1 protein-coding gene is annotated in these 720 nt (G+C 44.7%); it reads left to right on the top strand.

The annotated features are described in order from the left end of the window. On the top strand, positions 1-720 hold a 720-nt coding region (locus A3766_RS10620), incomplete at both ends, for a helicase-related protein (protein WP_255375433.1).

Here is a 720-nt window from a genome sequence, read left to right as displayed (position 1 = left end):
GGCGTCTCGCTGCACGCACCGTTTCGACGAGATTAGCGGAAGAGCTAAATTCCCCGCTTGGTGATCTGGTTGGCTATCAAGTTCGTTTTACCGATCAAGTTAGTGATAGTACGCTAATAAAGGTCATGACGGATGGTATTCTCTTAAATGAAATCAAGTTTGACCGTTACTTAAATCGTTATGAAGTTATTATTATTGATGAGGCGCATGAGCGTAGTTTAAATATTGATTTCTTACTCGGTTACTTAAAACGCGTTCTGCTGAAAAGACCTGAATTAAAACTCATTATTACCTCTGCCACGATCGACGTAGACCGGTTCTCGGAGTTCTTTACTGGCGCGCCAATATTTTCTGTTTCAGGGCGAAGTTATCCGGTTGACGTGAATTACCGCCCATCTATTGGTGCAGATGTACAAGAGTTATCTCTTGGTGAGCAGATAGCTACAGTGGTCGAGGAGATTCAAGACGAAGAACGCCAACGCTCTTGGCAAGTTGGCGATGTTTTGGTTTTCTTACCTGGCGAGCGAGAGATCAGAGAGATCGCCAAGACCCTTAATGATTATGAATGGCGTGACACCGAGATACTGCCCTTATATGCCAGGTTAAGTACCAAAGACCAGAGCAGGGTGTTTCAACCTCACTCTGGCAGACGAATCATCCTTTCTACTAATGTCGCTGAGACCTCAATTACAGTGCCTGGTATCCGCTATGTAATTGACC

Source organism: Oleiphilus sp. HI0132, from assembly GCF_001635845.1.
Note: the sequence above shows the minus strand (reverse complement) of the source record. Positions and strands in the feature narration are given on the sequence as shown.